Source organism: Streptomyces lasalocidi (assembly GCF_005280215.1).
GTDB classification, from domain to species: Bacteria; Actinomycetota; Actinomycetes; order Streptomycetales; family Streptomycetaceae; genus Streptomyces; species Streptomyces longwoodensis.
The window spans coordinates 1,134,626-1,158,712 of record NZ_SZNQ01000001.1 but is presented as its reverse complement, the minus strand read 5'-3'; the positions used below and the strand labels follow the sequence as shown (position 1 = coordinate 1,158,712).

Genomic DNA, 24,087 nt, shown 5'->3' with positions numbered 1-24,087 from the left:
TCATCCGAGCACAACAGTTGCCTGCCCCGCCACCGATTCGCCGGCTGTCGTGGGGAAGCGCGCGGCCGAGCCGCAGGCCCCGTCACCGATGAACTCCGAGCCCGTGGCGAAAGACGCTGTACTGCGAGGTGATGAAGAGCAACAGGCGGGTGACGTCGAGAGGTTCGGCGAGACGGGGGATGCTCGCCCGGTTCGGCGGGCAGGGAAGCAGCAGCGCCTGAGACACCGGGTGCCCTCCCCGTGCAAGGGGGCGGGAATGCGGCACGGCAGGTGTGCAGCCTCACCCCATCCGTTCCGGCACCGGACCAGCCGCGTCGCCGCTGCCTTTCGGTGGCTCTCCCACAGGCCCGCCGCGACGGCCGCCGTGGTGAGGCCCAGGACGCTCACCGCGCCGGCGAGCGAGCCGACCCCCACCTCCGCGGCGAGCAGCACCAGCGGGCAGAGGAACTCGCCGCCGAAGAAGGCAGCCGTCCACAGTCCGGTGCCCCGGCCCCGGTTCGCGAAGGACAGGCGGGACAGGGCGCTGGTCAGCAGGGCGGGCAGCAGCATGCCGGTGCCGACGCAGTTGACGACCGCGCCCACGACCAGCAGCGGGGCGTTGCCGGCCAGGAACAAAGAACGGCAGCCGCCAGCCCGCCGCCCCCACGGCGCCGCCCAGCACGAAGAAGACGGTGGCCGACGCCGGCGCGCACATGGTCTGCAGGGCCAGGTACCGCACCCGTCGGCGGCCCGTGCAGTAGTCGCCGATCAGCGTGGTGCAGCAGGTCATGATGGCCGCCTCGGTCACCCCGACGAGCGCCCGGCTCACCAGGACGGCACCGAGCGAGTCCAGCCACAGCGGGGCCGTGCCGAACACGGCGTACAGCAGGGTCGCCACGGGCCCGAGTGGCGTGCCGTTCAGGACGCCGCACGGGGAAACCCGCAGGCCCCGGCGGCGATGGAGGTCGACGCGGTGGCGGAGCCGCCCGGCGCCGTCCCGCGGGTGGACCGCGAACGCCCAGGCCGCCGGCAGGGGCGTACCCGTGCCCCCGGCGGACGTGGAGCCGCTGTCCGCGCGGAGCGGCGGGCGCGGCACAATCCCCGCATGATCCTCCACTGCGCCGTACTCGACGACTACCAGGACGCCGCCCTCGCCCACGCGGACTGGAGCCCCCTCGCCGGCCGGGTCGAGGTGCGCACGCTGCGCGAGCACCACACCGACCAGGACCGGTTGGCGGCCGAGCTGGCCGACTGCGAGATCGTCGTGGCCATGCGGGAGCGCACCCCGTTCGACGCCGCCCTGCTGCGCCGCCTGCCCCGGTTGCGCCTGCTGGTCACCACCGGCCGGCGCAACCCGTCCATCGACCTGGACGCGGCGGCCGCGCAGGGCGTGACGGTGTGCGGCACCGCGAGCAGCCCCACCCCGCCCGTCGAACTCACCTGGGCGCTCCTGCTCGGCCTCGCCCGCCACCTCACCACCGAGAACCGGGCCCTGCGCGAGGCCGGACCCTGGCAGTCCACCGTCGGCCAGGACCTGGCCGGCCGGACGCTGGGCCTGCTGGGACTGGGCCGGATCGGCAGCCGGGTCGCCCGTGTCGCCTCCGCGTTCGGCATGGACGTCCTCGCCTGGAGCCCGCACCTCACCGCCGAGCGGGCGGCCGAGGGTGGTGCCGAACTCGCGGCGGGCAAGGAGGACTTGCTGCGGCGCAGCGACTTCGTGTCCCTCCACCTCGTCCTGTCCGACCGCACCCGCGGTCTGCTCGGCGAGCCGGAACTGCGCGCGATGCGCCCGCACGGCTACCTGGTCAACACCTCCCGCGCCGGCCTCGTCGACCGGCCCGCGCTGCTGCGCGCCCTGCGCGAGGGCTGGATCGCCGGGGCCGGGCTCGACGTCTTCGACACCGAGCCGCTCCCCGCCGACGACCCCCTGCGCTCCCTGCCCAACGTCCTGGCCACCCCGCACCTCGGCTACGTCACCGGGGGCAACTACCGCACTTTCTACGGCGAGGTGGTGGAGGACATCGCCGCGTACCTCGACGGCAGCCCGGTGAGGGTGCTGACGGGGGACTGACGCCCGGGAAGGGTCGGGAGTTCCGGCCCTTCCCGGTGGCCGTGGGCCGCCGTCAGGGGGTGTACACGCCGGGCCGCGGGGCGGCGGCCATGCCCGCGCCGATGAAGAAGCTGGGGTGCGGCGGCTGGTTGTAGGCGGTGTTCTGCCAGGCCAGGGCGGTGCGGTACTGGGTGTCGTGGAGCAGCGTGGTGATCCTCGTGCTGGTCTGGTACGGCGTGGAGTAGATCCGCAGGTTCTTGTTGTCGCTGGTCGGCCAGACGACCTCTTCGCGCCAGTCGCCGAGGATGTCCCCGGACAGCGACGGCGTGGCCTTGGTGCCGTTGTTGGCGTGCACGCCGGAGCCGGTCAGCAGCCGGGTGTCGGCCGAGGTGCCGTACTTGTCGATGTGGGTGGAGTCGAGGAGTTCGCGCACGGTGTCGCCGTCCCACCAGGACAGGAAGTTGGTGCTGGAGGGCTTGCGACTCGCCACGACCGCGCCGGACGGGCCGCGCACGCCGCTCTCCGCCGAGGACCACGACTCGGCACCGGCGCTGCCGGACCAGATGTCCCCGGAGACCCCGCGGCCGTTGTCACCGTTGGCGGGGGTGGACCACAGGACCTGCCCGGTGCGGGCGTCGGCCATCCACGACGACGGCTTGGCGGAGTCCTCGTCGACCTTGAACTCCTCCAGCCCCGGGCGCGCCGGGTCCAGGTCGCCGACGTGCATCGCGTCGCCGTGGCCGTTCCTCGTGGTCCACAGGCCGGCGCCGTTGTCGTCGACGGCCATCGACCCGTACACGATCTCGTCGCGGCCGTCGCCGTCGACGTCCGCGACGGCCAACTGGTGGTTGCCCTGGGCGTCGTAGCCCTTGCCGGCGTTGGTGGAGGAGGTGGTGTCGAAGGTCCACCGCCGGGTGAAGGCGCCGCCGCGCCAGTCCCAGGCGGCGATCACGGTCCGGGTGTAGTAGCCGCGGGCCATGACCAGCGAGGGGCGGGAACCGTCCAGGTAGGCGGTGCCGGCCAGGAACCGGTCGACGCGGTTGCCGTAGGAGTCGCCCCAGGAGGAGACGGTGCCGCGGGCCGGGACGTAGTCGACCGTGCCCATCGCCTTGCCGGTCTGTCCGTTGAACATCGTCAGGTACTCCGGGCCGGACAGCACGTAGCCGCTGGAGTTGCGGTGGTCGGCCGAGGAACTGCCGATGACCGCGCCGGTGCCGTCCCGGGTGCCGTCGGCGGTTTTCATCGCGACCTCGGCGCGGCCGTCGCCGTCGTAGTCGTACACCTGGAACTGCGTGTAATGGGCGCCGGAGCGGATGTTGCGGCCCAGGTCGATCCGCCACAGCCGGGTGCCGTCGAGCCTGATGCCGTCCACGACGGTGCTGCCGGTGTAGCCGGACTGGGAGTTGTCCTTGGCGTTGGTCGGCTGCCACTTCAACACGATGTCCAGCGCGCCGTCGCCGTCCAGATCGCCCACCGAGGCGTCGTTCGCCTCATAGGTGTACGCCACCCCGTCCGGGGTGGTGCCCCCGGCCGGGGGCGAGAGGGGCACGTCCTTGTAGCCGGCCCGGAACTGGACCGCGTGCTCGGAGGACGCCTGCTCGGCGCCGTTCACCACCGCGCGCACCGTGTAGTCGGCCGAGTCGGGGGCCCCGGAGTCGAAGTAGTCGGTCGCGGTGGTGACGGGGGAGGCGGTCAGCTTCGTCGACCCGCGGTAGACGTTGAACGCCACGTCGTTCGCGTCGGTGGCCAGCCACCGCCACGAGACCAGGTTCCCGCCGCTGGTGTGGACGCTGACCAGCCCCCGGTCGAGGCGCTCCACCTGCCGCGCGGTCGCCGCGTGCGCCGTCTGCGGTGCCGCGCCGAGCGCGCACGCGGCGAGTGCGGCGGCCGTCATGGCGCCGAACAGTCGGCCGCGCGGCCGTGACGACGCCGTACGGGGGCGCCGTTGTGCGTAGGTCATGGTGACCTCCGGGGTGGGGGACGGGGGCGGCCCGGGGAAGCTGTGGGAGCGCTTCCACGGCGTGAGCGTGAGAGTAGAAAGCGGTTGCTGGGCCGTCAAGGACTCGCACACGAACGCAGGGGCGCCCGGTGCCGCGGCTCGCGCGGCACCGGGCGCCCCTGGGGGTGCCGACCGGGTGGGGCTCCGGGGTGTCTAGAAGAAGCCCAGCTTCTTCGGCGAGTACGACACCAGGAGGTTCTTCGTCTGCTGGTAGTGCTCCAGCATCATCTTGTGCGTCTCCCGGCCGATCCCGGACTGCTTGTACCCGCCGAACGCGGCGTGCGCCGGGTAGGCGTGGTAGCAGTTCGTCCAGACCCGGCCCGCCTGGATCGCCCGGCCCGCGCGGTACGCGGTATTGATGTCCCGCGTCCACACCCCGGCCCCCAGGCCGTACGCCGTGTCGTTCGCGATCTTGATGGCGTCGTCGAAGTCGTCGAACGACGCCACCGAGACGACCGGCCCGAAGATCTCCTCCTGGAAGACCCGCATGCGGTTTTCGCCCTCGAAGATGGTCGGCCGGACGTAGTACCCGCCCCTCAACTCGCCGTCGTACTCGGCACGTTCGCCGCCCGTGAGGACCTTCGCGCCCTCCTCGCGGCCGATGTCGATGTACGACAGGATCTTCTGGAGCTGCTCGCCGGACGCCTGGGCGCCGATCATCGTGTCGGTGTCCAGCGGGTGCCCCGGCTTGATCAGCTCGGTGCGGGCGACGGCCGCCGACAGGAAGTCGCCGTAGTTGCCGCTCTGGATCAGGCCGCGCGACGGGCAGGTGCACACCTCGCCCTGGTTGAGCGCGAACATGGTGAAGCCCTCGAGCGCCTTGTCCCGCAGGTCGTCGTCCTTCTCCCACACGTCGTCGAAGAAGATGTTCGGGGACTTGCCGCCCAGTTCCAGCGTGACCGGCTTCAGGTTCTCCGCCGCGTACTGCATGATCAGCCGGCCCGTGGAGGTCTCCCCGGTGAACGCCACCTTGGCCACCCGGGGGCTCGACGCGAGCGGCTTGCCCGCCTCCGGCCCGAAGCCGTTGACGATGTTGAGCACGCCCGGCGGGAGCAGGTCCGAGACCAGGCTCAGCCAGTAGTGGATGGACACCGGGGTCTGCTCGGCGGGCTTGAGCACCACCGCGTTGCCCGCGGCCAGCGCCGGCGCCAGCTTCCACGCGGCCATCAGGATGGGGAAGTTCCACGGGATGATCTGCGCGACCACGCCCAGCGGCTCGTGGAAGTGGTACGCCACCGTGTCGTCGTCGACCTCGCTGAGCGAGCCCTCCTGCGCGCGCACCGCCCCCGCGAAGTAGCGGAAGTGGTCGATGGCCAGCGGGATGTCCGCGGCCAGGGTCTCGCGCACCGGCTTGCCGTTCTCCCAGCTCTCCGCGACCGCCAGCGGTTCGAGGTGCGCCTCCATGCGGTCGGCGATCCTCAGCAGGACGTCCGACCGCTCGGTGGCCGAGGTGCGGGCCCAGCCGGGTGCCGCCGCGTGCGCCGCGTCCAGCGCCTTCTCCACGTCCTCGGCGGTGCCCCGCGCCACCTCCGTGAACGGCTGCCCGTTCACGGGGCTCGGGTTCTCGAAGTACTGCCCCCGGGCCGGCGGCACGTACTCCCCGCCGATGAAGTGGTCGTAGCGCGACTGGTAGGAGACGATCGCGCCTTCGGTGCCCGGCGCGGCGTAACGAGTCATGCGGGTTGCCTCCCTCACCAAGCGCCGCCCGCCGTTGGGCGGCTCTCGGTGCGAGGCTAGGAGCCGCTACGTTGCACGAAGGTTGCGTGCCGTCGGGGGCCGTGCCGGGCCCGGGGTCACACCCCTGCGGGACGTGTCCGCGGCATGCCCGGCCACGCCGCCGGATGTCGGGTCCCGGCCGCGCGGCCCGCCCGGTCCCAGCCGGCCGGTGCGGCGAGCTCCGCCTCCAGCGCCGCGAGCCGGGCCCGCACCGCCGCCGTGGGGCGCGCCGCCGCCAACGCCCGCCACACGTCGAGGTCTTCCTCGCCCCACGCCGCGTGGACCCAGTCCGCCAGCAGGTCGGGATCGCCGCGGGCGATCAGCGCCGCCCGCACCTCGTCGGCCAGCCGCTCCCGCATCCGGACGACCGCCGGGGCCTGCGACGCCGGGAGCAGCGGACCGGCGTACGCCGCCGCCGCGCCCGTGACCGAGCCGGCCGCCAGACGGCGCGCCACCACCGCGACGTCGCAGGTCACCGGCACCGTGAGCCGGTACGGCCGCGACGCCAGCAGCCCCGGCCCCAGCACCCCGCGCAGCCGGGCCAGTTCCGCGCGCAGCGTCACCGGCGTCACCGACTCGTCCTCGTACAGCGCGCACAGCAGCTCGTCCCCGCTCAGGCCCTCCGGGTGCCCGGCCAGCAGCACCAGGATCTCGCTGTGCCGCCGGCTGAGGCGGAGCCGCCGTCCGCCGGTGCACAGCAGCGCCTCGTCGCGCCCGAGCGCCGTCAACTCCGGTGTGTCCACCTGCGGCTGGGGCGGCGCGAGCAGCGCCAGGTGCGACTCGGCGGCCCGCGCGACCGCCTGGACGAAGCCCAGGCTGTGCGGGTGCGCCAGCCCGTCGCCCCCGGTGATGTCCACCGCGCCCAGCACCCGCCCGGTGCGCGGGTCGTGCACCGGTGCCGCCGCGCACGTCCACGGCTGCACGCGCCGGATGAAGTGCTCGGCCGCGAACACCTGCACCGGCCGGTCCACCGCGACGGCCGTCCCCGGCGCGTTGGTGCCGACCTCGCTCTCCGCCCACCGCGCACCGGGCACGAAGTTCATCCGCCCGGCCTTCCTGCGCGTCGCCGGGTGCCCCTCGACCCACAGCAGCCGCCCGTGCGCGTCGCACACCGCGAGCAGGTGCTCGCCGTCGGCGGCGAACGTGCCCAACAGCTCTCGGAACAGCGGCATCACCGCGGCCAGCGGGTGCTCCGCCCGGTACGCGCCGAGGTCGCCGTCGCTCAACTCGACGCGCGCGGCGCCGTCCGGCCCGACCCCGGCCCGCGCCGACCGTCTCCAGGAGTCGGCCACCACGGTCCGTACCGGCCGCGGCACGGTGCCCGCCGCGGTGAACGTCTCGTGCGCGCGCCGCAGGACCCGTACGCGTTCTCCGGGATCGGCGCCCGGCTCCAGAGCCACCCAGGGATCGGTCAACTCGGCCTCCCGACAGCGATACGGCTGGGGACCATCCTCACGCGGGGACCGGGACCCGACAACAGGTGCCGCCGATACGGCGCCTGTCGCACCGTCAGGAGTGCGTGGCCACGCCCGCCGGATCGTCCAGCACGCCCCGCACCACCGCGTGCGCCGCGCCGAGCAGCGGCCCCTGCGGACCCAGCGGTGACACCGACACCGGGCAGGCGGGTCCCGCCGTGCGCCGCGCCAACTCCTCCTCCAGGGAGGGCAGGAGCCACGGCGCGAGCCCGGCGAGGGCGCCGCCCAGCACCACCGACCGCGGGTCCAGGAGGTTGACCGCGCCGGTCAGGGCGATGCCCAGGGCCGTCCCGGCGTCGCGCAGGGCGCGCCGTACGTCCTCGTCGCCGTCGGCCGCCCGCCCCGCCAGCAACCCCACGCGGTCCTCGCCCAGTTCGAGACCGGCCGCCCGCAGCACGGCCTCCTCGCCGGCGTACTGCTCCAGGCAGCCGCGCCCCCCGCACCCGCACGCGGGCCCTTCGGGGTGGACGGGGACGTGGCCCAGTTCGCCGGCGAAACCGCGCGTGCCGCGCAGCAGGCTGCCGTCGACCACGACCGCGCCACCGATGCCGATCTCCGCCGACACGTGCAGGAAGTCCCGCGGGGTGCCCTCGGTGAGCCACAGCTCGGCCAGGGCACCGAAGTTGGCCTCGTTGTCCACGGTCAGCGGGTGGTCCACGGGCAGCAGGGCGCCCAGGTCCGTGTCGAGCCAGTCGAGGTTCGGGGCGCGGACGACGGTGCGGCCGTCCCGGGCCACCAGTCCGGGGACGGCCACCGCCAGCCCGGCCGGCCACAGCCGCTCGCCCCGCGCGGCCGTGACCACCTCGTCGATCAGCTCGGCGAGTTCGGCGACGACCGGCTCGGGGGAGCGGCCCCGGTTGGTGCCGTGCCGCACGGCCCGCGCCCGCACCTCGCCGCGCAGGTCCATCGCGCACACCGCGAGGTGGTCGACGCCGATCTCCGCCCCGATCCCCGCGGGTCCGTGGCCGCTCACGGCGAGGGCCGAGCCGGGGCGGCCCACCCGGCCGGGCCGCTCGGGGCCCAGCTCCTCGAGCAGTCCGGTGCGTATCAGCTCGTCGACCAGCGTCGACACGGCCGCCCGGGTCAGCCCGATGCGCGAGGCGACCGCCGCCCGTGACAGCGACCCCTCCGCGCGGACGGCGTGCATCACGCGCGCCAGGTTGCGGCGCCGCATGCCCTGCTGGGTGTCGGGCAGCGCCGGCCCCCGGCCGGTGGGTCGGTCCTCGTGCAGCGGTGCGCTCATGCCTCCGTCAGTCCTCAGGTCGGCCTACGTGGTCCTCGCGGCGGCCTTCGCCGGTGCCCGGGACGGCCGATGTCGTCGGTCCGTCCCCGGGCCCCTCGTCGGTCCGCCCCCGGTCCCTTCGTCGGTCCCGGCGCCGCTCGACGCGGTCCCGGCACCTCGCTCCCTCGGCACGGTCGCCGAAGTCCTCCGGAAACCGCGCCGGTCCCGGTCCGGTCACCGGAGTTCACCGGTAACCGCGCCGGTCGGGGCCCGGTCACCGGAGTGTTCCGGAAACCGCCCGGTCCCGGCCGGTCGCCAAGGTCCGCCGGAGCCCGGGCCGGCGCTTGTCCGGCCTCAGTCCGTGCCCCGCTCCAGCAGCGCCGCGGCATCGGAGAGTACCCCGGAGATCCGGTCCATGGTCGCCCCGTCCCGCTCCACGGGCTCCAGCACCGGACCGCGGGCGGTGTCCCAGCGCCGGGCCACGGCGGCCGGGTCCTCACCGGTCAGCAGGCCCGCGGCCTGGGCGGCGGCGCCGAGCGCGACCAGTTCCCTGGCCTCGGGCACCTGGACCGGGCGTCCGGAGAGCCGTCGTACCGTCTGCTGCCAGGCGGTGCCGCGGGCGCCGCCGCCGATCAGCAGCAGCGGGGCGGAGCGGTCCGCGTCCGCGTCGAGGACCAGGTCGAGCGCGGCGAGCAGTGCGTGCACGGCGCCGTCGTAGGCGGCCTGGAGGATCTGGCCGGCGGTGGTGTCATGGCGCAGGCCGTGCAGCAGCCCGGCGGCGTGCGGGAGGTTGGGGGTGCGCTCGCCGTCCAGGTAGGGCAGGAGCGTGACGCCGCCCGCGGGCTCGACGGCCTCGCGGTCCAGGCCCAGCAGCGCGGCGAGCCGGTCGACGGCGAGCGTGCAGTTCAGCGTGCAGGCCAGCGGCAGCCAGTCGCCGTGCGCGTCGGCGAACCCCGCGACGGTGCCGGTCGGGTCGGCGGGGCGGTGCCGGGAGACGGCGTACACCGTGCCCGAGGTGCCCAGGCTCAGCACCGGGGTGCCGGGACGCAGCCCGAGGCCCAGTGCGGCCGCCGCGTTGTCACCGGTGCCGGGGGCGACCAGGGTGCCCTTCGAGAACGGCAGGTCGTGGCGGTGCACGGTGCCCGCGACCTCGCCGGGCCGCACCACGCGGGGCAGCAGCGCCTGGTCGAGGCCCACGTGCGCGAGGATCTCCGGGTCGTACGCCTCCGTCGACGAGGCCCACCAGCCCGTGCCGGAGGCGTCGCCGCGGTCGGTGGTGCCCTCGCCGGTGAGGCGCTCGGTGAGGTAGTCGTGCGGGAGGCGCACCGCGCGCGTGGCGCGGACGGCCTCGGGCTCGTTCTCGGCGAGCCACGCCCACTTGGTGACCGTGAACGAGGCGGCCGGGACCGAGCCGGTGCGCTCCGCCCAGAACTTCGCCCCGCCGAGGTCCTCGGTCAGCCTGCGGGCCTGGGGCGCCGAGCGCACGTCGTTCCACAGCAGGGCGGGGCGGACCGGCTCGCCCTGCGCGTCCAGCGTCACCAGCCCGTGCTGCTGGCCGCCGATCGACACCGCGGCGGCCTCGTGCGCCGCGTCGCCGCACTGGCGCAGCGCCTCGCACAGCGCGTCCCACCACTGCCGGGGGTCGCTCTCGCGGCCGGCTCCGGAGGACACGGTGTGCGGCGCCTGGCCGCTCGCGACGACCCGGCCGGTGGCCACGTCGACGACCAGCGCCTTGGTGGACTGGGTGGACGTGTCCACGCCGACGACGAGCGGACCCTCGGCTGCTGACATCGGTCTCTCCCTAATTTTTTCCGCGGCTCCGCGGGATCTGTCTTCCCAGGGATGCTCAGGCATACTAATTTGTAAACGGCCATGACGAAATAGTCTCAGCACGCAAGGAGCCGCGGCATGAACTACCAGCCCACCCCCGAGGACAGGTTCACCTTCGGCCTGTGGACCGTCGGCTGGCAGGGAAGGGACCCGTTCGGCGACGCCACCCGGCGTGCCCTCGACCCGGTCGAGTCGGTGCAGCGCCTCGCCGAGCTCGGCGCCTACGGCGTCACCTTCCACGACGACGACCTGATCCCCTTCGGGTCCTCCGACAGCGAGCGCGAGGAGCACATCAAGCGCTTCCGCCAGGCCCTGGACACGGCCGGCCTGACCGTCCCCATGGCCACCACCAACCTCTTCACGCACCCGGTCTTCAAGGACGGCGCGTTCACCGCGAACGACCGCGACGTGCGCCGCTACGCCCTGCGCAAGACGATCCGCAACATCGACCTCGCCGCCGAGCTGGGCGCCGAGACCTACGTCGCCTGGGGCGGCCGCGAGGGCGCCGAGTCCGGCGCCGCCAAGGACGTGCGCGTGGCCCTCGACCGCATGAAGGAGGCCTTCGACCTCCTCGGCGAGTACGTCACCTCCCAGGGCTACGACCTGCGCTTCGCCATCGAGCCCAAGCCGAACGAGCCGCGCGGCGACATCCTGCTGCCCACCGTCGGCCACGCCCTCGCCTTCATCGAGCGCCTGGAGCGCCCCGAGCTGTACGGCGTGAACCCGGAGGTCGGCCACGAGCAGATGGCCGGCCTGAACTTCCCGCACGGCATCGCCCAGGCGCTGTGGGCGGGCAAGCTCTTCCACATCGACCTCAACGGCCAGTCCGGCATCAAGTACGACCAGGACCTGCGCTTCGGCGCCGGCGACCTGCGCGCCGCGTTCTGGCTGGTCGACCTGCTGGAGAGCGCCGGCTACGCCGGTCCGCGCCACTTCGACTTCAAGCCGCCGCGGACCGAGGACCTCGACGGCGTGTGGGCGTCCGCCGCGGGCTGCATGCGCAACTACCTGATCCTCAAGGAGCGCGCGGCCGCCTTCCGCTCCGACCCGGAGGTCCAGGAGGCCCTGCGCGCCTCCCGCCTCGACGAGCTGGCCCAGCCGACCGCCGCCGACGGCCTGCAGGCGCTGCTCGGGGACCGCTCGGCGTTCGAGGAGTTCGACCCGGAGGCCGCCGCCGCGCGCGGCATGGCCTTCGAGCGCCTCGACCAGCTGGCGATGGACCACCTGCTGGGGGCGCGGGGCTGAGTACGCGCGCGTGCGCGGGTCGAGCACCCGCGCACGCCCCCCACGTCGCTCCGGGCGCGAGGTCAGGGCCTGCGCGCGGCCGTTGCGCCGGAATCGTGTCTTCCGTGGCACGACTCCGTGCCGACGCCCGCGCGGGGGCTCGCGCCCGGAGCGACTTCTCGACACCCTGGGCGGCATGGCCACGCCGCCCGTACCGCCGCGCCCGCCCCACCCGCCGAGCGACATGCCGCCGCCCCCTCCGGGCGACGGCTTCGGACCGCCTCCGCCGGGTCCTCCGGGTCCGCTGGGTCCTCCGGGCGACGGCTTCGGACCGCCTCCGCCGTCTCCGCCGGGCCCACCGGGGGACGGCTACGGGCCGCCCCCGCCGCCCTACGACCCGGGCCCCGACCCCGGTGAAGGGTCCGGCGGCCGGGGCCCGCGCGGCCACCGGAACCCGCTGCTCATCGCCCTCGGCGTGCTGGTGGGCGTGGCGGCCGTCGTGGTGGTCGTGGTGCTCGCCTCGGGCGGGGACGACGGCTCGGACGAGTCGCCCGGCGGGAGCACCACCGGCACGGGCACGCGCAGCCCGTCCTTCCGCCTGCCGACCCGGCTCCCCACCGCCCTGCCGTCCCGGCTGCCGACGGAGCTGCCCAGCGGCTTCCCGACGGCACTGCCGAGCGGCCTGCCGACGGAGCTGCCGAGCGGGTTCCCCTCCGAGTTGCCCAGCGGTCTGGAGTCCTTGCTGCCGAGCGGCCTGGAGTCCTTGCTGCCGTCGGGGTTGGTGCCGTAGGCGGCGCGGGTGCGGGCGGGCGACGAGGCGGGGGACTCAGATCCCGCGCGGGAGGCGGACGTGGACGACCTTCGTCTCGATGCCGCTGTCCACGAGCCTGCCCTGCGCATCGAACGCCCCGGTCCCGTCGGTCATCCCGAAGTCGTTGTCGTTGATCAAGGCGAGCGTGTCGTGGTCCACGCGTGCGACGCCCTCGATCTTCCCGGGCACGCCCGCCACCTTGCCGAGGTCCACCGCCAGCCGCTTGGCGAGCACCGGGACGCCGGAGCCCGCCGGGTCGGCGAGCTGCTCCAGGGAGGGCGACGTCGTGTCGTCGTCCCAACGGCCGCCCAGGATGTCCGCCTTCCGGTCCAGCCGCACCACCTGGAGCCGCGCGGCCCTGTCGGTGCGCTCCTCCACCAGCAGCCGGTCGCCGCCCACCGCGACCACCGAGGAGATCTTCAGCTCGGAGGTGTCGTCCTCACCGGGGTCGACGACGCCCACCGGGTCGAAGCGGTAGGCGTACTCGGCGGTGACGGCCTTCCTCTTCGGTGAGAAGCGCAGCAGCCGCGTGGTGAGCGACGCCTCGCCCGCGTCCGTGTCGGGCAGCGACAGCGGGCTCTGCAACGCGATCACCAGGTCGCCGCCCGGCAGTTGGGCGAGTCCCTCGAAGCCGCGGTTGATCTTCCGGTGCAGCAGCACCTCGGGCAGCGCCTCCACCACCGGGTAGTCGGTCCCGGTCAGCCCGAGCCCTCGGGGCACGTACCGCGTCAGCACCTCCCCGCGCGCGGAGACGTGCACCAGCGAGGGCCCGTACTCGTCGACGAGCCAGAACGAGCCGTCCGCGGCCCGCACGATGCCCTCGGTGTCCAGACCGTTCGGGTCGTACGACAGCGCCGTGCGCGCGTCGTAGGAGTACGGCGCCTCGTCGCGCCCCGCCTGGTTCGGCAGACCGGTGACCGGCTTGCCGGACGAGGTGGTGATTGGAACGGCCCGCAGCACGTGCACGGAGTCGCCGGTCACCTTGATCCGCACGATCGCCGGGTCGAAGCCCGGCACCGGGAAGGTGCGCCGCTTGCTGCCGTTCACCTTGATCTGGCCGTTGGGCCCCCGGTCGGTGACGGTCCAGAACTCGCCCTTGCGGCCCGCCGGGTAGATGTCGCTGCCGATGCCGCCGAGGTCCACGCCCCGGTCGTCGGCCACGGAGCCGGGCAGCAGCCCGTTGCTGAACGTCCCCAGCGGCACGTCCCCGAGCGTCGCGGTCCGCACGACCTGGGCCTGCGCGGCGGGAGCGGACGCGTCGGCCGACCGGGCGGACAGCAGCGCGGCTGCCACGGCGAGCGGCACGACCGCCGCGACGGAACGGTGGACGCGGCGCCGGCCGGCGGCGTACGGGGACATCGGGCCTCCTGAGGGGCGAACGGGGTGACAGCGCACACAGTTGAGTCACTCCTGGAACGCGGCACGACGACGCGGTGAACGCCGTGCGTCGGCCGCGGGTCGGGCCGACGCACGGGGTGGTTCGGCGTGCGCAGCGAGCCGCGAGCCGCGGTCAGGCGTGGGCTGCGGGCCATGGTCAGGCGTGGGCGGCGGTGAGGCGTGAGCCGTCACCCCCGTTTCGCGAGGCCGTCGGCTGGCCGGTGATCTCCGCGCCCGCACCCGAGGTCAAACCTGCGCGTCCCCCTCGCCGTCCCCGAAGGACATCGCCGTCGCCAGGGCCGTGGCCGGGTCCCGGGCCGCGTCCCCCGCCGGGGCCCAGCGCCCGCGCTCCTTGCGGTACGGCCACCAGCGACCGTCCCGGTCCAGCCGGAGCTGGCAGGACGTGCCCGCCACCGTCCACCGGTTGCCCCGGACGCGCAGCACCGGCCGCTCGTCGTCCTCCCAGGCCGACTCGAGCGCACTGCGCGCGCGTGCCCACGCCTCGCCCTCGACCGCCCACTCCTCCTCGAGCACGGACAGCGCCGCCGCACCGCCGTACCGCCAGGCCCGCACGGCCGACGCCAGACCGTCCCGGGTGCGCCCGGAACCCGTGGCGAGGCGCTGACCGACGGCCGTGCGGAACGCGCGCGGCGTTCCGGCGAGCCCGGCGGCCAGCCGCACCGCGTCCTGACCGGCCGTGAGCTCCACGCACGCGTGCGTGGAGCCGCCCAGCGCCTCGGCCAGCATCCGGTGCGCCTCGTCCGCCGTGCGCGCCGCCAGGAACTCCAACGCGGTCGGATCGACGCCCGCAGCGGGGGGTGTCTCCGCGTCCAGGGAGGGCGGCAGCCCGGGCTGCCCGGGGAGCTCGGGCGGCGCGGGCAGGGGCGGTCGCACCGCCGCGTACGCCTGTGCCGCGTCGACGCCGTTCCGCCGGGGCCGTGCCACGGCCGGCTCCGGTGCGGCAGCGGCCGTACCGCGGGCCTGGAGGTCGTCCAGGACGGCCCGTGGCGAGCGGCCGCGCAGCAACAGCAGGACGAACGGGTCGTCGTCCAGCAGCCGCGCCACCTGGTAGCAGAGCGCCGCGGTGTGCCCGCAGTGGTCCCACGCGCCGCAGCCGCAGGAGGCCTCCAACTCGCCCAGTCCCGGCAGCAGGTCGATCCCGGCCGTCGCCGCGTCCTCGACGAGCTGCGGCGGCATCTCACCGTCCAGCAGGGCGGCCACGTCACCCGACCGCTCGACGGCCAGGTCCAGCAGCCGGTCCCACTGCCCCTGCGACAGCTCCGCCAGCAGCACGTCCGCGCGCTGCCCCGTCCCGTCCCGGTCCCGTACGACGGCCGTGACCCGCCCCGGACGCACCGACACGGCGCCCACGGCACCCGCGCGTGCGAGCCGGCGGCCGGCGCGGACCTGGGCCCCGTCCAGCGCGCCGTCCTCCAGCGCCGCGAGCCACGCCCGCCCCCACCAGGTCCGGGCGAGGCTCCCGCCCCGCTCGGGGGGCCGCGCGGCGAAGACGCGCTCGGTGGCCCCGTCGTAGCGGCTGGTCGTCCCGTCGTGTCGGCTCGTCTCCGTGTCGTCCCCGTGGTTCATCGCTCGTCCCCTCGCAGTGCGACCAGGTCGGCCAACTCGGTGTCCGTCAGCTCCGTGAAGGCCGACTCGCCGGACCCGAGCACCGCGTCGGCCAGCCGGCGCTTGCGCGCGAGCAGATCGGCGATGCGGTCCTCGACGGTGCCCTCGGCGACGAGCCGGTGCACCTGCACCGGACGCGTCTGGCCGATGCGGTACGCGCGGTCGGTGGCCTGCGCCTCCACGGCCGGGTTCCACCAGCGGTCGTAGTGCACGACGTGTTCGGCCCGCGTGAGGTTGAGCCCGGTGCCCGCCGCCTTCAACGACAGCAGGAAGACCGGCACTTCACCGTCCTGGAAGCGCCGTACCATCGCCTCCCGCTCGGCGACCGGCGTACCGCCGTGCAGGAACTGCGTGGCCACCCCGCGCGTCGCCAGGTGCCGTTCGACGAGCCGTCCCATCCGCACGTACTGGGTGAACACCAGCGCGCTCGCGCCCTCGGCGAGGAGGGTGTCGAGCAGTTCGTCCAGCAGCTCCAGCTTGCCGGAGCGTCCCGCGATCGTCGGGCGTTCCTCGCCCAGGTACTGCGCCGGGTGGTTGCAGATCTGCTTGAGCGCGGTGAGCAGCTTGACGACCAGTCCGCGCCGCGCCATGTCGTCGGCCGCGGCGATCGCGGCCAGCGTCTCGCGCACCACGGCCTCGTACAGGCCGGCCTGTTCCGCGGTCAGGGCGACCGGGTGGTCCGTCTCGGTCTTGGGCGGCAGTTCGGGCGCGATGCCCGGGTCCGACTTGCGGCGGCGCAGCAGGAACGGCCCCACCAGCCGCGCGAGCCGTTCGGCCGCGGCCGGGTCCGCGCCGCCCTCGACGGCACGCGCGTAGCGCCGGCGGAAGGTGCCGAGCCGGCCCAGCAGGCCGGGCGTCGTCCAGTCCAGGATCGCCCACAGGTCCGAGAGGTTGTTCTCCACGGGCGTGCCGGTGAGCGCCACCCGCGCGCGTGCGGGGAGGGTGCGCAGGGCACGGGCGGTCGCCGAGTACGGGTTCTTGACGTGCTGCGCCTCGTCGGCGACGACCAGCCCCCAGCGCACCTCGGCGAGTCGCGCCGCGTCCAGGCGCAGCGTGCCGTACGTCGTGAGGACGAACTCCCCGTCGGCCGGGGCGTCGCCCCCTGCGTGGGCGTGGGCGTGGGCCGGGGTGCCGGTCGGCGTGTCGGTCGACGTGCCCGCCGAGGTGTCCCCGGGGGTGCCCAGGGCGCGGCGCGGCCCGTGGAAGCGCCGCACGCGCGTGCCGGGCGCGAAGCGCTCGATCTCGCGCTGCCAGTTGCCCATCAGGGACGTGGGGCAGACCACCAGCGTGGGGCCCGCGGACTCCGGCGCCGCCCGGCGGTGCAGGTGCAGGGCGATCAGGGTGACGGTCTTGCCGAGGCCCATGTCGTCGGCCAGACAGCAGCCGAGCCCCCACTCCGTGGTGCGGGCCAGCCAGTCGAGGCCGCGGCGCTGGTAGTCGCGCAGCACGGCGGCCAGCCCCGGTGGCTGCGGTACCGGCTCCGCCTCCTCCCGGCCGAGCAGCCGCTCCCGTACGGCCGCGGGCCACCCTGCGGCCTCGACGTCCACTTGGCGGCCGTCGACCTCGACGGTGCCGCTCAGGGCGGCGCCCAGGGCGTCGATCGGCGTGACCTTGCGGTCCTGGCGGGCCCGGGCACGCCGCACCTCCTGCGGGTCCACCAGGACCCACTGGTCGTGCAGCCGCACGATCGGCCGGTTCGCCTCGGCCAGGCGCTCCAACTCCTCGCGCGTGAGGGGCTGGTCGCCGAGCGCGAAGCGCCAGGTGAAGGTCAGCAGGGCGTCGGCGGAGAGCGAGACGCCGCGGTGGCCGGTGCCGGTGCCGACGCCCGCGCCGGCGCCTGCGCTGCGGATTTCGGCGTCCGTTCCGGTGGCGGAGGGCATGGGTGGGGCGTCCTGCGGGGAGCCCACCGTCGCGCCCGTGCTGAGCGTGCGCACCAAGTCCCGCGGCCAGTGCACCTCGACACCGGCGGCCGCCAACGCGCGCGTGCCGTCGCCCAGCAGGTCGGCCACCTCGTCGTCCAGGAGGTCCACGGCGTCCGGCACGGCGGCCGAGAGCAGCGGCAGGAGCGCGGGCCAGGCTCTCGCCGCGCGGCGCAGGGCGAGCAGCACGTCCATCCGCACGCGCGGGCCGAAACCCCCGTTCGCCGCACCATCCGCGGCGGCCCAGACGTCGGCGGCGTCCGCGACCAGCGCGGGGTCGCTCACGCTGTGCACCTGGAGAACGGCCCGCAACGTCGGAGCCGTCCCGGCGCCCGCACCCGCCTCGGGATCGGCCGCCTCAGCCCGCGCCGCGCACGCGTCGAGGCCCTGGGCTTCGACGCGCAGCGAGATCCGCACGCCCGCGTCGTGGCCGGCGGCGACGTCGGCCGCCCAGGCGCGCTGCTCGGGCAGGTGCTGCGGTGCGAGCGCCGCGTAGGCCGGGCCGTCGGTCACGAGGTGGGCGGCGGGGGAGCGGGGCAGGGCGTCGGCGACCGCGTCCAGGAAGGCCCGCAGGAGGGTCTCCGGGGCGGGGAGCTGCAAGGGGGCTGGTCCGGGGGCCGCCATTCCGTCGTCGGCCGGCGCGTCTGCGGTCTGTCCGCCGCCCGTCCGTCCGCCGTCGGTCTGCCCTTCGTCCACCGGCACGGCGTGGGCCTCGGGCGGCATCGCCGCGGCCAGGTGCCGGATCAGCTCGGTGTCGTCCGGTCCCAACGGGCCGATCCGCCAGGCGTCGTGGTCGCTCTCCGACAGCCCCGGCAGCACCAGTCCGCGCGCCACGAAGTGGAGCGCGAGGAGCGTGGCCGCGCCCCAGAAGGCCGTGGCCGGATGCGCGTCCGACGCTCCCCGCGCGCGGACGAGGAGGGGCAGGGCGGTGCGCACCGGGAGCAGCACCGCCGGCACCGTCACCGTGCCCACGCCGTCGGCCGTGGGCCGGACGACCGTCAGTTCGGCGACCGCCGGATCGGCGGCGGCGCGTGTCCTGTCGTCGCCGACCGCCCCGTCCGGGCTCCAGAAGGCGATGGTGCCGGAACGGGCCGGGTCGCCCGGCAGGAAGACGGCGCACGCGCGGGCCAGTCGGGCGGCGTCCGTGACGAGCGGGGGTGTCGTGGGGTCGTCGGGGGTGGGTTCCGTGGGTTCCGTGGGAGGCCTCTGCACGAAGACGAACCTACTCCTCAAATTTGACTACCGGGTGGAGTGGTCGAGGGTACAACACCTCCGCACGGTGCGCCTCAGGGATGCGTAGGGGGCGTGGTTCAGGGTCGACTCAGGGTCGGGATGCGGAACTGCGCGCCGCGTGGGGCCGTTCTCCGGACAGAGAGCGGCAGGGGCCGCGGAGGAGGCGACACACATGTCGAAGAACGCCAAGATCGCCGCAGGAGGTGTGGCGGCCGGGCTGCTCCTGCTGATCTGGCTGCCCTGGTGGGCGGCGCTGCTGATCGTGCTGGGAGTCCCGGCGGCCGCGTACCTCGCGCTCGACCCTTCGCAGCGGCGCCGTCTGCGCCGCATCCGTCGCAGGGAGCTCGGCCGCTGACCGCCGGGGACCCGTCGTCAGGCGGGTCAGGAGCTGGGCCGGAGCCCTTCGCCCAGCGAGCACGAACCGACCACGTCACCGTCCGCGGGCCTGCCCAGCGTGTGGTCCGCGGGCGGCGGGGTGCCGTGCTCCACCCAGGCCACCAGCGCGTCGAACGCCGAGCGGTAGCAGGGCAGGATCGGCCGCAGCCGGTCGGGATGGGTGTCGTACAGCCCGTCCACGTGCGTGCCGCCGGCCACCGTGTAGTACCGGTGCAGCGTGCCCCGTCCGCGCGCGTCGATCATCCGCGCGTACACGTCGGAGTCGGCGCTCTGCGGCAGCAGCGTGTCGAGGTCGCCGTGCAGGGTGATGAGCGGCCGGCCGATCCGGCCCGTCAGCGCCACCCGGGCCACCGCGCGGTGCACCGCCGCCGGACGGGAGGCGTAGTCGTAGTCCGCGTCGGAAGGACAGGGGGCCAGGATCTGCTCCGCCGTGGTCCCGGCGGAGGGACCGGGGCACGCGGGGTCGTAGCCCGGGTCGAACTCGGCCCGGTAGATCTTCTGCGTGACGCCCCAGTACGCCTTCTCGTGGTACGGCCACAGGAACTCCGAGCCCCGCGCGAAGCCCACGGCGTACAGGTCCTCGACGCGTGCCGCGCCGTAGGTACGGGCCACCGCCGTGGGCAGGGAGGTGAGCAGGCTGGGCCCGTGGGCCGTCCACAGGGCGCCCTCCCAGTCCACTCCGCCGTCGTACAGCTCGGGGTGGTTCTCCAGCTGCCAGCGGGTGAGGTAGCCGCCGTTGGAGATGCCGGTGACGTACGTCCGGCGCGGGGCGTGGCCGTAGCGCTGGGCCACGACCCGGCGAGCGGCCCGCGTGAGCTGGGTGGTGCGGGCGTTCCACTCGGCGACGGCGTCGCCGGGCCGCACGCCGTCGCGGTAGAAGTCCACCCCGTTGTTGCCCTTGTCGGTCGCGGCGTAGGCGTAGCCCTGGGCGAGCACCCGGTCCGAGATCGCCTTGTCCGTCGCGTACTGCTTGCGGGTCCCGGGCGCGCCGGTCACCACGAGCCCGCCGTTCCACCGGTCGGGCAGCCGGATCACGAACTGGGCGTCGTGCGCCCACCCGTGCGTGGTGTTGAAGTGCGACGAGTCCGGGAAGTAGCCGTCCACCTGCACCCCGGGTACCCCGGACGGCACCGGCGTGTCCCGCGCGGTCAGCCCCGCCTGGTCGGCCAGGTCGGTGTACGACGTGCCGGGCAGCCCGGTGGTCGTCAGGTCGGCCAGGCAGGCGCTCTGTTGCAGCGCCGCGCCCGGCACGCGCACGTGCCCCTGCCGGGCGCAGTGGCCGTCGGCGCCCGCACCGGCTGCGGCGGGAGTGGGTCCGCCGACGACCGCCGCCAGCAGCAGCGCGGCGACGAGCGGAACACCTCGGATGGGACGCATGCACGACCTCCAGGAGCAGACGGCGCGGAGCGCGCCGGGCGCCCGGGGTGGCACCGGCGATCCGCGCGGGCTGCCCATGCTGTGCGGGAAGCCGCCGACGGACCATGGAGCCGGACCACACCCCGTCCTCAGCCCAAGTGGGCCGTAGCCCTACACGGCGTCGACACGAGGACGGCCCGACTCATGGGCGCTGCGCGGCGGCCGACAGGCGGGGAGCCGCACGGCCGCGAGCGGGCACGGACGTGCCGTCCCGAAGCACGGACATGCCGTCCCGAAGCGCTGACCGCCTCAGGGGACCCGACAGCCCGACCGGCAGGCCAAGACACCGCCCGGCCACGGCCCCCACCGCCTCACAGCGGCCGCACGGCCATCTTGTCGAGCGCCTCCAGCAGCCCGGGCAGTTCCGGGCCCCGGCCGACCGGCAGTACCTCGCCGGGCTCCTCGTCGAGCAGCACGAACGCGATGTCGTCCGTGCGGGCCACCAGCGACCAGCCCGGACCGTCGGCACGCAGGGTGCGCGCGTCACCGGACGCGAAGGACGACCGCACGCGGCCCAGCGGCGGGGGCGAGTCGACGTACGCCCGCGCCTCGGCGAGCACCCGCCGTATGCCGTGGTGCCCCTTGGGGCCGCCCTCCGCGTCCGGGCCGGCGGCCCCGCCGCCCTGCCCAGCCGGAGCGTCGCCCGGCTCGGCGACTTCGACGCTCCCAGCTCCTTCTGGCCCCTGCTCCGGCACGGCGAACTCGGCGTCGTCGATCTGCTCCCGCCACAGCGCCCACTGGAGCGCGATCTCGTCGGCGCCGAGCCGTCGCTGGGCCGGGCCCCACCGCGTCGTGTCCGGAGGACACAGCGGGGGCCCCTCCGCGATCTCCGGGCCGGGATCGTGCGGCGCCGGCACACCGGGTGCGGCCACGGCGACCGCGAGCGGCCAGCCGGGCAGGGCGGCGACCACCGTGCGGTCGTCCGGCGACAGGTCGTACTCCATGCCGCAGTCCCAGGACGCGATGGCGACGGCCACCAGCGACACGTCGTCGATGACCACCGTCCACCGCGCACCGTCGCCGTCCTGGCCCAGTACCAGGCCGTAGCCGTCGGCCAGCGGCGGCAGGCCGAGCGCGGCGCAGGCCTCCGGGTAGTCGTCGCCCAGCACGCTCGGGAACTTCGCCGGTGTCAGCAACACCGCCGTGAGCACGTAGAGCGCGTCGTCCGCGGCGGCGACGGCCTCCTCGTCCGTCCCTGCCATCCCAGCCTCCCCATCGGTTCGTCCATCGGCGCGCACCCTAATGCGCCGGGAAGGAGCTTGTCACGACTCCCAGGACCACCCGGAGCTGCAGTTTTCCGGCCCGGACGGGGCGAATCGGCCAACTTTGCCCCGGCCGTCTCAGCCGTTGGGCAGCCCGAGGAGTGCACGGGCGACGGTCCGCGGCGATTCGTCCCGCTCCCGCGCGAGGGCGACGACCGCGCGACAGGCCAGCTCGCTGGTCCCGAACGACAGCGCTTCCGGTGTCACCCAGCCCGCCGCCTCGTCGATCCCTTCCTGGTCGTCCTCGACACGGGCCGAGACGTAGGCGGCGGCTGCCTCGAAGAGATTGGGCGCGCGCCGGCCGGCGGTCCCCGTACGCCCCGCCCCGGCGCCTCCGCCGTCGCCTGCCCGCCCTCCGGCGGCGGACCGCGCCTGCCCGCGCGGGGCGTGCAACAGCCGCGCCCAGCCCTCCCGGACCCGGTCGAACATGGTGACCACCTTCCCCAATGTGGTGTGCGTCGACGGTTGCGTCGACCGACCGTCCGTCCCCCGTCACTCACCGTAGAGTGGGAACTTCGGCGGCAGAAGGGGGACGGCCCGGTGGAGCGCTTCGCACGGCTGGCACAGATCCGGCGGATGGACCCGTACGAGCAGGCCTCGGAGATCTACCTCCTCACCACCGCCTACGAGTTCCCCTGGGACGTCACCCGAGCCCTTGAACTGGCGCTCTACCGCACCTACGCGGTGCCGAGCATCGGCCGCCTGCTCGCCGCGACCGCCGAGCTCACGGACCGCACGCAGAAGCGCTACGACGACACCTCGCTGCTCCTCGACGCCGTCATCGAGCACGGCTTCGACAGCAGGGAAGCCCGCACCGCGATCCGGCGCATCAACCAGATGCACCGCAGCTACGACATCTCCGACGACGACATGCGCTACGTGCTGTGCACGTTCGTCGTCGTGCCCAAGCGGTGGATCGACGCCTACGGGTGGCGCAGGCTCTCCCGGCACGAGACGGTCGCCTCCGCCGTCCACTACCGCACGCTCGGGCGCCACCTGGGCATCAAGGACGTCCCGCAGACGTACGAGGAGTTCGAGGACTGCCTCGACTCCTACGAGGCGGCCCACTTCGGCTGGGACGCGGACGCGCGCCGCGTCGCGGACGCCACGCTCGACCTCATGGCCTCCTGGTACCCGCGCCCCCTCGCACCCCTCCTGCGCGCCTCGACGCGCGCCCTGCTCGACGACCCGCTCCTTCGGGCGTTCCGCTACACGCCTCCCGGCCCCCTCGCACGCGCCCTGGTACGACGGGCCGTACGCGCGCGTGGACGAGCGGTGCGCCTGCTGCCACCGCGCCGCGCGCCGCACCACGGGCGGCAGAACTGGGAGATCAAGAGCTACCCGGACGGCTACCGCCTGGACGAACTGGGCACCCGCCCCGTCCCCGGCCTGCGCGGCTGCCCGGTCCGGCACCCGGACTGAAGGAGACCTCCCCGAGGGTGCTCGGGGAGGTCCGGCGTCCGTGCGTCCGGCATCCGTGCGTCCGGGGCCGCTCAGCGGCCCTGCAGGGCCTTCACGTTGTCGCCGAAGGTCCAGTTCTTCGAGCCGTCCCAGTTCAGGGACCAGGTCATCAGGCCCTTGAGGGCGCCGCCGTAGTGCCGCCACGCCTGGGAGACGAGGGACGGTGCCATGTACCCGCCGCCCGCGCCGGGTTGCGCGGGCAGGCCCGGGACCTGCTTGTCGTACGGCACCCGGATCGTCGTGCCCTGGACCACCAGGCCCTTGGCGAGGCAGTCGCTCTGGGCGGTGAAGCCCTGCACGGTGCCCGCCTGGTAGGAGTCGCCCGCGCAGCCGTACATGCTGCCGTTGTAGTACTGCATGTTCAGCCACCACAGCCGGCCGTTGTCGGCGTACTTCTTGATGATCGGCAGGTAGGCGCCCCAGATCGAGCCGTAGGTGATGCTGCCGCCCGTGACGTACGCCGTCTCCGGGGCCATCGTCAGGCCGAAGCCGGCCGGCATCCGTGCCAGCACGCCGTCGATGATCCGGATCAGGTTGGCCTGGGACGTGGACAGTTGGTTGATGTTCCCGCTGTTCGTCAGGCCGGTCTCGATGTCGATGTCGATGCCGTCGAACTGGTACTTCTGCAGGATCGGCACGATCGTCGCGACGAAACGGTCCGCCACCGCGGTCGAGTTCAGGTCGATGCCGGCCGCGGCACCGCCGATGGACAGCAGGATCGTCTGCCCCGACGCCTTGGCCGCGCACATCTCCTGCGGGGTCGCCACCTTCACGCCCGCGTCCATGCCGTCCTCCCACAGCGCGGTGCCGTCGGAACGGATCACCGGGAAGGCCGCGTTGATCACGTTGTAACCGTGCGCGGCGATGCGGGAGTCGGTGATCGGGGTCCACCCGAAGGGCGGGTGCACGCCGTTGGCCGCGCCGTCCCAGTTTTCCCAGTAGCCCTGGAGGACCTTGCCGGTCGGCTTCGGCTGCAACGCGCACGTGTCGGCGGCGGAGGCGGCGGGGGCTTGCGCGAACTGCGTGAGGGCCGCGGTCGCCAGCGCGGCGGCGAGCAGGGACAGGGCACGGCGGAGCATACGGGCCTCCCG

General features: G+C 74.6%; 18 protein-coding genes and 1 pseudogene. 5 read left to right on the top strand and 14 right to left on the bottom strand.

Annotation, left to right across the window (positions count from 1 at the left end):
* Positions 1-582, bottom strand: a complete 582-nt coding sequence (locus E4U91_RS39900; RefSeq protein ID WP_422070947.1) for an MFS transporter — start codon at positions 580-582, stop codon at positions 1-3.
* Positions 583-664: 82 nt separating this feature from the next.
* Positions 665-856: pseudogene (locus E4U91_RS39895) on the bottom strand (MFS transporter); the annotation flags it as partial.
* A gap of 228 nt (positions 857-1,084) precedes the next feature.
* On the opposite strand from E4U91_RS39895, the gene E4U91_RS05010 reads away from it, so the two are divergent.
* Entirely contained in the window at positions 1,085-2,050 is a 966-nt protein-coding gene (locus E4U91_RS05010) for a D-2-hydroxyacid dehydrogenase family protein (RefSeq protein WP_137305542.1), read from the top strand.
* Positions 2,051-2,102: 52 nt separating this feature from the next.
* Here the strand turns inward: E4U91_RS05010 and E4U91_RS05005 are convergent, their stop codons facing one another.
* From E4U91_RS05005 to xylB, 5 genes are all read right to left on the bottom strand, one after another.
* A complete protein-coding gene (locus E4U91_RS05005; RefSeq protein ID WP_168218071.1) occupies positions 2,103-3,989 on the bottom strand; it encodes a rhamnogalacturonan lyase in 1,887 nt (628 codons plus the stop codon).
* 192 nt (positions 3,990-4,181) lie between these two features.
* Positions 4,182-5,705 (bottom strand): acetaldehyde dehydrogenase ExaC, encoded by a 1,524-nt coding sequence (exaC, locus tag E4U91_RS05000; protein WP_137305540.1) that lies wholly within the window; start codon positions 5,703-5,705, stop codon positions 4,182-4,184.
* A gap of 116 nt (positions 5,706-5,821) precedes the next feature.
* Positions 5,822-7,159, bottom strand: coding sequence for a GAF domain-containing protein (locus E4U91_RS04995; RefSeq protein ID WP_137305538.1), 1,338 nt, complete (start codon positions 7,157-7,159; stop codon positions 5,822-5,824).
* Between the two features lie 94 nt (positions 7,160-7,253).
* Complete coding sequence (locus tag E4U91_RS04990) at positions 7,254-8,462, bottom strand: ROK family transcriptional regulator (protein WP_137305536.1); 1,209 nt, start codon at positions 8,460-8,462, stop codon at positions 7,254-7,256.
* Between the two features lie 333 nt (positions 8,463-8,795).
* Entirely contained in the window at positions 8,796-10,232 is a 1,437-nt protein-coding gene (xylB, locus tag E4U91_RS04985; protein WP_137305534.1) for a xylulokinase, read from the bottom strand.
* Between the two features lie 117 nt (positions 10,233-10,349).
* Here xylB and xylA point away from each other — a divergent pair, with 117 nt between their 5' ends.
* Both xylA and E4U91_RS38880 read left to right on the top strand, forming a co-directional pair.
* Positions 10,350-11,516, top strand: a complete 1,167-nt coding sequence (xylA, locus tag E4U91_RS04980; protein WP_137305532.1) for a xylose isomerase — start codon at positions 10,350-10,352, stop codon at positions 11,514-11,516.
* Between the two features lie 175 nt (positions 11,517-11,691).
* Positions 11,692-12,285, top strand: a complete 594-nt coding sequence (locus E4U91_RS38880; RefSeq protein WP_241678506.1) for a hypothetical protein — start codon at positions 11,692-11,694, stop codon at positions 12,283-12,285.
* Between the two features lie 36 nt (positions 12,286-12,321).
* On the opposite strand, the gene E4U91_RS04970 is transcribed toward E4U91_RS38880, so the two are convergent.
* From E4U91_RS04970 to E4U91_RS04960, 3 genes are all read right to left on the bottom strand, one after another.
* Positions 12,322-13,665 carry an esterase-like activity of phytase family protein gene (locus E4U91_RS04970; protein WP_137305530.1) on the bottom strand — a complete coding sequence of 448 codons (1,344 nt, stop codon included), beginning with the start codon at positions 13,663-13,665 and terminating at the stop codon, positions 12,322-12,324.
* A gap of 264 nt (positions 13,666-13,929) precedes the next feature.
* Complete coding sequence (locus tag E4U91_RS04965) at positions 13,930-15,270, bottom strand: SWIM zinc finger family protein (RefSeq protein ID WP_137305528.1); 1,341 nt, start codon at positions 15,268-15,270, stop codon at positions 13,930-13,932.
* Positions 15,267-18,359 (bottom strand): DEAD/DEAH box helicase, encoded by a 3,093-nt coding sequence (locus E4U91_RS04960; RefSeq protein ID WP_137310668.1) that lies wholly within the window; start codon positions 18,357-18,359, stop codon positions 15,267-15,269. Before E4U91_RS04960 ends, E4U91_RS04965 begins: the two co-directional genes overlap by 4 nt.
* 274 nt (positions 18,360-18,633) lie before the next feature.
* On the opposite strand from E4U91_RS04960, the gene E4U91_RS04955 reads away from it, so the two are divergent.
* Positions 18,634-18,816: a hypothetical protein gene (locus E4U91_RS04955; protein ID WP_067227620.1), complete on the top strand. Its 183-nt coding sequence runs from the start codon at positions 18,634-18,636 to the stop codon at positions 18,814-18,816.
* A gap of 26 nt (positions 18,817-18,842) precedes the next feature.
* On the opposite strand, the gene E4U91_RS04950 is transcribed toward E4U91_RS04955, so the two are convergent.
* The 3 genes from E4U91_RS04950 to E4U91_RS04940 form a co-directional block, all read right to left on the bottom strand.
* Positions 18,843-20,234, bottom strand: coding sequence for a tannase/feruloyl esterase family alpha/beta hydrolase (locus E4U91_RS04950; RefSeq protein WP_137305527.1), 1,392 nt, complete (start codon positions 20,232-20,234; stop codon positions 18,843-18,845).
* Between the two features lie 350 nt (positions 20,235-20,584).
* Complete coding sequence (locus tag E4U91_RS04945) at positions 20,585-21,475, bottom strand: hypothetical protein (RefSeq protein ID WP_137305525.1); 891 nt, start codon at positions 21,473-21,475, stop codon at positions 20,585-20,587.
* Between the two features lie 138 nt (positions 21,476-21,613).
* Positions 21,614-21,964, bottom strand: a complete 351-nt coding sequence (locus E4U91_RS04940) for a hypothetical protein (RefSeq protein WP_137305523.1) — start codon at positions 21,962-21,964, stop codon at positions 21,614-21,616.
* Positions 21,965-22,075: 111 nt separating this feature from the next.
* Between E4U91_RS04940 and E4U91_RS04935 the strand changes: the two genes are divergently transcribed.
* Positions 22,076-22,957 (top strand): oxygenase MpaB family protein, encoded by an 882-nt coding sequence (locus E4U91_RS04935; protein ID WP_168218069.1) that lies wholly within the window; start codon positions 22,076-22,078, stop codon positions 22,955-22,957.
* A gap of 71 nt (positions 22,958-23,028) precedes the next feature.
* Here the strand turns inward: E4U91_RS04935 and E4U91_RS04930 are convergent, their stop codons facing one another.
* The gene (locus E4U91_RS04930; protein WP_137305521.1) at positions 23,029-24,075 is read right to left on the bottom strand and encodes a chitinase; all 1,047 of its coding nucleotides are present in this window, start codon (positions 24,073-24,075) and stop codon (positions 23,029-23,031) included.
* Positions 24,076-24,087 lie beyond the last annotated feature (12 nt).